At 69.4% G+C, this 4,854-nt stretch carries 5 protein-coding genes and 1 pseudogene; 4 read left to right on the top strand and 2 right to left on the bottom strand.

From position 1 onward, the window contains the following. Both ACQKIP_RS39720 and ACQKIP_RS39725 read left to right on the top strand, forming a co-directional pair. Nucleotides 1-148, top strand: a pseudogene (locus tag ACQKIP_RS39720) (daunorubicin/doxorubicin resistance ABC transporter ATP-binding protein DrrA); the annotation flags it as partial. Then, the gene (locus ACQKIP_RS39725) at nucleotides 145-981 is read left to right on the top strand and encodes an ABC transporter permease (RefSeq protein WP_427745277.1); all 837 of its coding nucleotides are present in this window, start codon (nucleotides 145-147) and stop codon (nucleotides 979-981) included. The pseudogene ACQKIP_RS39720 and the gene ACQKIP_RS39725, both read left to right, overlap by 4 nt. Before the next feature lie 77 nt (nucleotides 982-1,058). Here the strand turns inward: ACQKIP_RS39725 and ACQKIP_RS39730 are convergent, their stop codons facing one another. Beyond that, complete coding sequence (locus tag ACQKIP_RS39730; RefSeq protein WP_365858875.1) at nucleotides 1,059-2,486, bottom strand: glutamate decarboxylase; 1,428 nt, start codon at nucleotides 2,484-2,486, stop codon at nucleotides 1,059-1,061. A gap of 141 nt (nucleotides 2,487-2,627) precedes the next feature. Here ACQKIP_RS39730 and ACQKIP_RS39735 point away from each other — a divergent pair, with 141 nt between their 5' ends. Then, nucleotides 2,628-3,386, top strand: a complete 759-nt coding sequence (locus tag ACQKIP_RS39735) for a MerR family transcriptional regulator (RefSeq protein WP_365858873.1) — start codon at nucleotides 2,628-2,630, stop codon at nucleotides 3,384-3,386. A gap of 263 nt (nucleotides 3,387-3,649) precedes the next feature. After that, nucleotides 3,650-4,342, top strand: coding sequence for a DedA family protein (locus ACQKIP_RS39740; RefSeq protein WP_365858871.1), 693 nt, complete (start codon nucleotides 3,650-3,652; stop codon nucleotides 4,340-4,342). A 75-nt stretch (nucleotides 4,343-4,417) separates the two neighbouring features. Here the strand turns inward: ACQKIP_RS39740 and ACQKIP_RS39745 are convergent. Continuing rightward, the coding region (locus ACQKIP_RS39745) for a threonine/serine exporter family protein (protein WP_427745278.1) at nucleotides 4,418-4,854 on the bottom strand (437 nt) is incomplete at its 5' end.

Consider the following 4,854-nt stretch of genomic DNA (forward strand, 5'->3'; position numbering starts at 1 on the left):
CACCGAGACCGTGCGGGCGCTTCAGGACGCGGGTGTGGACGCGGAGGACATCGCGGTGCGCAGGCCGACCCTGGACGAGGTGTTCCTGCGCCTGACGGGCCCTGCGGAGGACGCCGGGGCCGGGGAACGCACGAAGGAGACGGTGTGAGCACGACGACGATCACGCGGCCGGGCCGCGCACCGGCGGCGGGCGGCTCCCCTGCCAAATGGGTCGCCGTCGACTCCTGGACCATGACGCGGCGCGAACTCGCGCACTGGGCGCGGCAGCCCGTACAGGTGCTCGTCGGCCTGGTCTTCCCGGTGATGCTGCTGCTGATGTTCAACTACCTGATCGGCGGCGGAAAGGGCATCGCGGGCGACTACGCCGAGTTCCTGGTGCCCGGCATGTTCGCGCTGACCATGGCCTTCGGCCTCGACGCCACGATGGTCGCGGTCACGCAGGACCTCAACAAGGGAGTGATCGACCGTTTCCGGGCCATGCCGATGACCAACGGGGCGGTCCTGGTCGGGCGTTCGGTCGCGGACATGCTCCAGTCGTTCGCCTCGCTGGTCGTCATGATCGGCGTCGGGCTCGCGATCGGCTGGCGCTGGCACGGCTCGTCCGGCGCCGCGCTCGGCGCGGTCGGGCTGCTGCTCCTGCTGCGGTTCGCGATGCTGTGGATCGGCATCCACCTGGCGATGGTCGCGGGCAAGCCGGAGCTGGTCATGGCCGTGCAGATCCTGGTCTGGCCGGTGGGCTTCCTCTCCAACGCCTTCACGGTCCCGCAGAACATGCCGGGGTGGCTCGGCGCCGCCGTCGAGTGGAACCCGATGTCGGCGACGGCCACCGCGGTCCGCGATCTGTTCGGCAACGACCCCGGAGTGACGGGCACTTCATGGGCCGCCGAGCACGCGGGCCTGCTTGCCGTGGTGTGGCCCGTCGTGCTCGTCGGGGTGTTCATGCCGCTGGCGGTACGGAGGTTCGGCGCGCTCAGCAAGTAGGCGTGCGCCGCGCTCGGCACGTCTCGGCGAGTCTCAGTAAGTACTGACGCCGGGTGCGCCTAGTGGTGGAACCCCGCCTAGTGGTGGAACCCCGTCGCCGCGTCCTTGTCCCGCGTCAGGGGATGCGGCTGGTGGCGCAGTTCGGGCACCAGGTCGCTCAGATCCGCCAGGAAGAGCTCCGCGAGGTCGGCCGTGAAGCCGTTGCGGCAGACCACGCGGAGCACCGCCAGATCCTCGCGGTGGGCCGGGAAGGTGTACGCGGGCACCAGCCAGCCGCGCTCGCGAAGCCGCCGGGACACGTCGAAGACGTCGTACGCCTTCACGTCGTCCAGGGTCGTGAAGGCGAACACCGGCAGCTCGTCGCCCCGGGTCAGCAGCCGGAAGTCGCCGAGTGCCTCGATGCGTTCCGCGAGCCCCGTGGCGACGGTGCGCGCCGCCTGCTGGACGGCGCGGTAGCCCTCGCGGCCCAGGCGCAGGAACGTGTAGTACTGCGCGACGACCTGTGCTCCGGGGCGGGAGAAGTTCAGCGCGAACGTCGGCATGTCACCGCCGAGGTAGTTCACCCGGAAGACCAGTTCCTCCGGCAGCGCGTCCGCGTCGCGCCACAGGGCCCAGCCGACACCCGGATAGACCAGGCCGTACTTGTGGCCCGACGTGTTGATCGACGCCACCCGCGGCAGCCGGAAGTCCCACTCCAGGTCCTCGTCCAGGAAGGGCGCCACCATCGCGCCGGACGCCCCGTCGACGTGCACGGGGATGTCGAGCCCGGTGCGCTCCTGAAGGGTGTCGAGGGCCGCGCAGAGCTCCGCGACCGGCTCGTACGACCCGTCGAAGGTGGAGCCGAGCACGGCCACGACCCCGATCGTGTTCTCGTCGCAGAGCTCGGCCGCGGCCTCCGGATCGAGGTGGAAGCGGTCGCCCTCCATGGGGACCTGGCGCGCCTCGACCTCCCAGAAGTTGCAGAACTTCTCCCAGCAGACCTGGACGTTGACGCCCATGACGAGGTTGGGGCGCGCGGTGGGCGACGGATAGCGCTCGGCGTTCCGCTCGGCCGTGGCCCAGCGGCGCTTGAGCGCCATCCCGGCGAGCATGCACGCCTCGCTCGACCCGGTCGTCGAGCAGCCGACGGCGAGCGAGGGCTCCGGCGCGTGCCACAGATCGGCGAGCATGGCCACGCAGCGCCGCTCCAGCTCGGCGGTGTGCGGGTACTCGTCCTTGTCGATCATGTTCTTGTCCCGGCACTCGCCCATCAGGACGCCGGCCTGCGGCTCCATCCACGTCGTGACGAAGGTCGCGAGGTTGAGGCGGGAGTTGCCGTCCAGCATCAGCTCGTCGTGCACCAGCTGGTAGGCGGTCGCGGGCGGCAGGGGATTGTCCGGCAGGCGGTGCTTGGGCGGGGCCTCGGACATCCCGCCGACCGGGTCGGCCTCTCCGTAGAAGGGGTTCACCGAGAGGGTGCGCTTGGCGGGCTGCTCGGGGCCGGGGCCCGGGTGCTGGCGCGGCATGGGCGGTCTCCTCGGGCTGAGGTGTGGTGTCCCTGTTTGTCACCTGCTGGCGAGAATATGGCCGACCGCCCGGGTCTGCACTTGCACCTCACGTGACGTGAGGACTCAGGCTGGAACTCGTACACAGAGAGGGCGGAACCAATGAGCTACTCCGTGGGACAGATCGCCGGTTTCGCCGGAGTGACGGTGCGCACGCTGCACCACTACGACGAGATCGGCCTGCTCGTGCCGGGCGGGCGCAGCCATGCGGGCCACCGGCGCTACAGCGACGCAGACCTGGACCGGCTCCAGCAGATCCTGTTCTACCGGGAGCTCGGCTTCCCGCTCGACGAGGTGGCGGCACTCCTGGACGACCCGGACGCGGATCCGCGCGAGCACCTGCGCAGGCAGCACGCGCTGCTCACCGGCCGGATCACCAGGCTCCAGGAGATGGCCGCCGCCATCGAGACAGCCATGGAGGCGAAGAAGATGGGCATCAACCTCACGCCCGAGGAGAAGTTCGAGGTCTTCGGGGACCACGACCCGGAGCAGTACGCGGACGAGGTGGAGCGGCGCTGGGGCCACACCGACGCCTACAAGGAGTCGCAGCGCAAGGCCGCCTCGTACACCAAGGAGGACTGGAAGCGGATCAACGACGAGCTCAACGCGGTGCACGCGCGCATGGGCGACCTGCTCGCCGCCGGTCTGCCCGCCGACTCCGGGGAGGCGATGGACGTCGCGGAGGAACACCGCCGCTTCATCACGCGCTCCCACTACGCGTGCTCGCACGAGTTCCACACCTGCCTCGGGGAGATGTACGTGGCGGACGAGCGTTTCGAGGCCGTCTACGAGGCCATCCGGCCGGGGCTCGCCGTCTACATGCGGGACGCGATCCTGGCGAACGCGGTACGGAACAGCTGATCAGGGGGCACGTTCTGCGGTCCGGTCGGGCGATCACGGCGCCCCCGGACCGCACCGATAACCTGTTGTACGCGAACTACCGGCCGCCCGGATCTCCCTTCCGGCCGCCCGGATCCCCGGTGCTCCCGGCACACAGCTTTGTCTCAGGTCACGCACAGTGCACCCTGGGAAGAAGACTGGAACCTGGGCGCGTCACCTCGCGTTGATAGCTTTGGGCGGCCGTCCCCGCCGCATCGCCCTCTCACACTCAGGAGCCCGGAACCGTGACGACGCTTGCGCTCGGACCAAGCTGGCTGGACCCGGATTACCTCCTGAACACGTTCGGGGTCTGGGGTCTGCTCGCGATCGTCTTCGCCGAGTCGGGCCTGCTCATCGGCTTCTTCCTGCCCGGTGACTCGCTGCTGTTCACGACGGGCCTGCTGATCACGACGAACCAGCTGGACTTCCCGCTCTGGCTCTGCATCGTGCTCATCTGCATCGCCGCGATCCTCGGCGACCAGGCGGGCTATCTCTTCGGCAAGAAGGTCGGCCCCGCGCTCTTCAACCGCCCGGACTCCAAGCTGTTCAAGCAGGAGAACGTGGTCAAGGCGCACGAGTTCTTCGAGAAGTACGGCCCCAAGTCCCTGGTCCTGGCCCGCTTCGTGCCGATCGTGCGGACGTTCACGCCGATCATCGCCGGCGTCAGCGGCATGCGGTACCGCTCGTTCATCACGTTCAACATCATCGGCGGCATCCTCTGGGGCGCCGGCGTCACGATGCTCGGCGCATGGCTCGGCAAGATCGACTTCGTGCACAAGAACATCGAGGCGATCCTCATCCTGATCGTCCTGATCTCGGTGGTCCCGATCGCGATCGAGTTCCTGCGGGCCCGCAGCAAGTCCAAGAAGGCGGCAGCCGCCGAGGGCGAGACCCCCGGAGCGGCCCCGTCGTCGCGCGGCCGGCACGCCAAGCGATAGGGAAATCAGCCGTCCGGCGTCTGAGGACTGGGGGTCCGGGGGCGAAGCCCCCGACGGGGCCGACCGGGCCTCCGGTCAGAATCCTCGCGTCCGCTTCGCCGCACGGCGATTCGCCGCGGAGGTGGCGCCCGGCACCTTGAGGATCAGGCGCGAGACCTCGCTGCCCAGGTTCACGCCGATCGCGATGGCCAGCGCCGTCGCCGCCGCCTTGGTGAGCGAGTTGAGGCCCGTGGTCATGTCGTTCTGGGCCAGGGCGAGCAGCCCGAAGTACGTCGCGCTACCGGGCAGCAGCGGGCCGATGGCCGCCGTGACGTACGGCAGCGAAGAAGCGAAGCGGTAGCGCGAGAACAGCTGCCCGAACAGGCCCACGAGCCCGGCCGCGATGGCCGTCGCCGCGACCGGCGAGAGCTCGATGGACGTCTGCGCGAGGGCTCCGTACATGACCCAGGCGATACCGCCGTTCAGGGTCACGATCAGCACGGTGTGACGTTCCTGCTGGAGCAGTATCGCGA

This window comes from Streptomyces sp. NPDC059900 (assembly GCF_050270335.1).
Classification (GTDB): Bacteria; Actinomycetota; Actinomycetes; order Streptomycetales; family Streptomycetaceae; genus Streptomyces.

What these genes read in the sequence shown, in the direction of transcription:
- ACQKIP_RS39730 (WP_365858875.1), bottom strand. Translation starts at nt 2,486, where the DNA reads ATGCCGCGCCAGCACCCGGGCCCCGGCCCCGAGCAGCCCGCCAAGCGC.
- ACQKIP_RS39735 (WP_365858873.1), top strand. Translation starts at nt 2,628, where the DNA reads ATGAGCTACTCCGTGGGACAGATCGCCGGTTTCGCCGGAGTGACGGTG.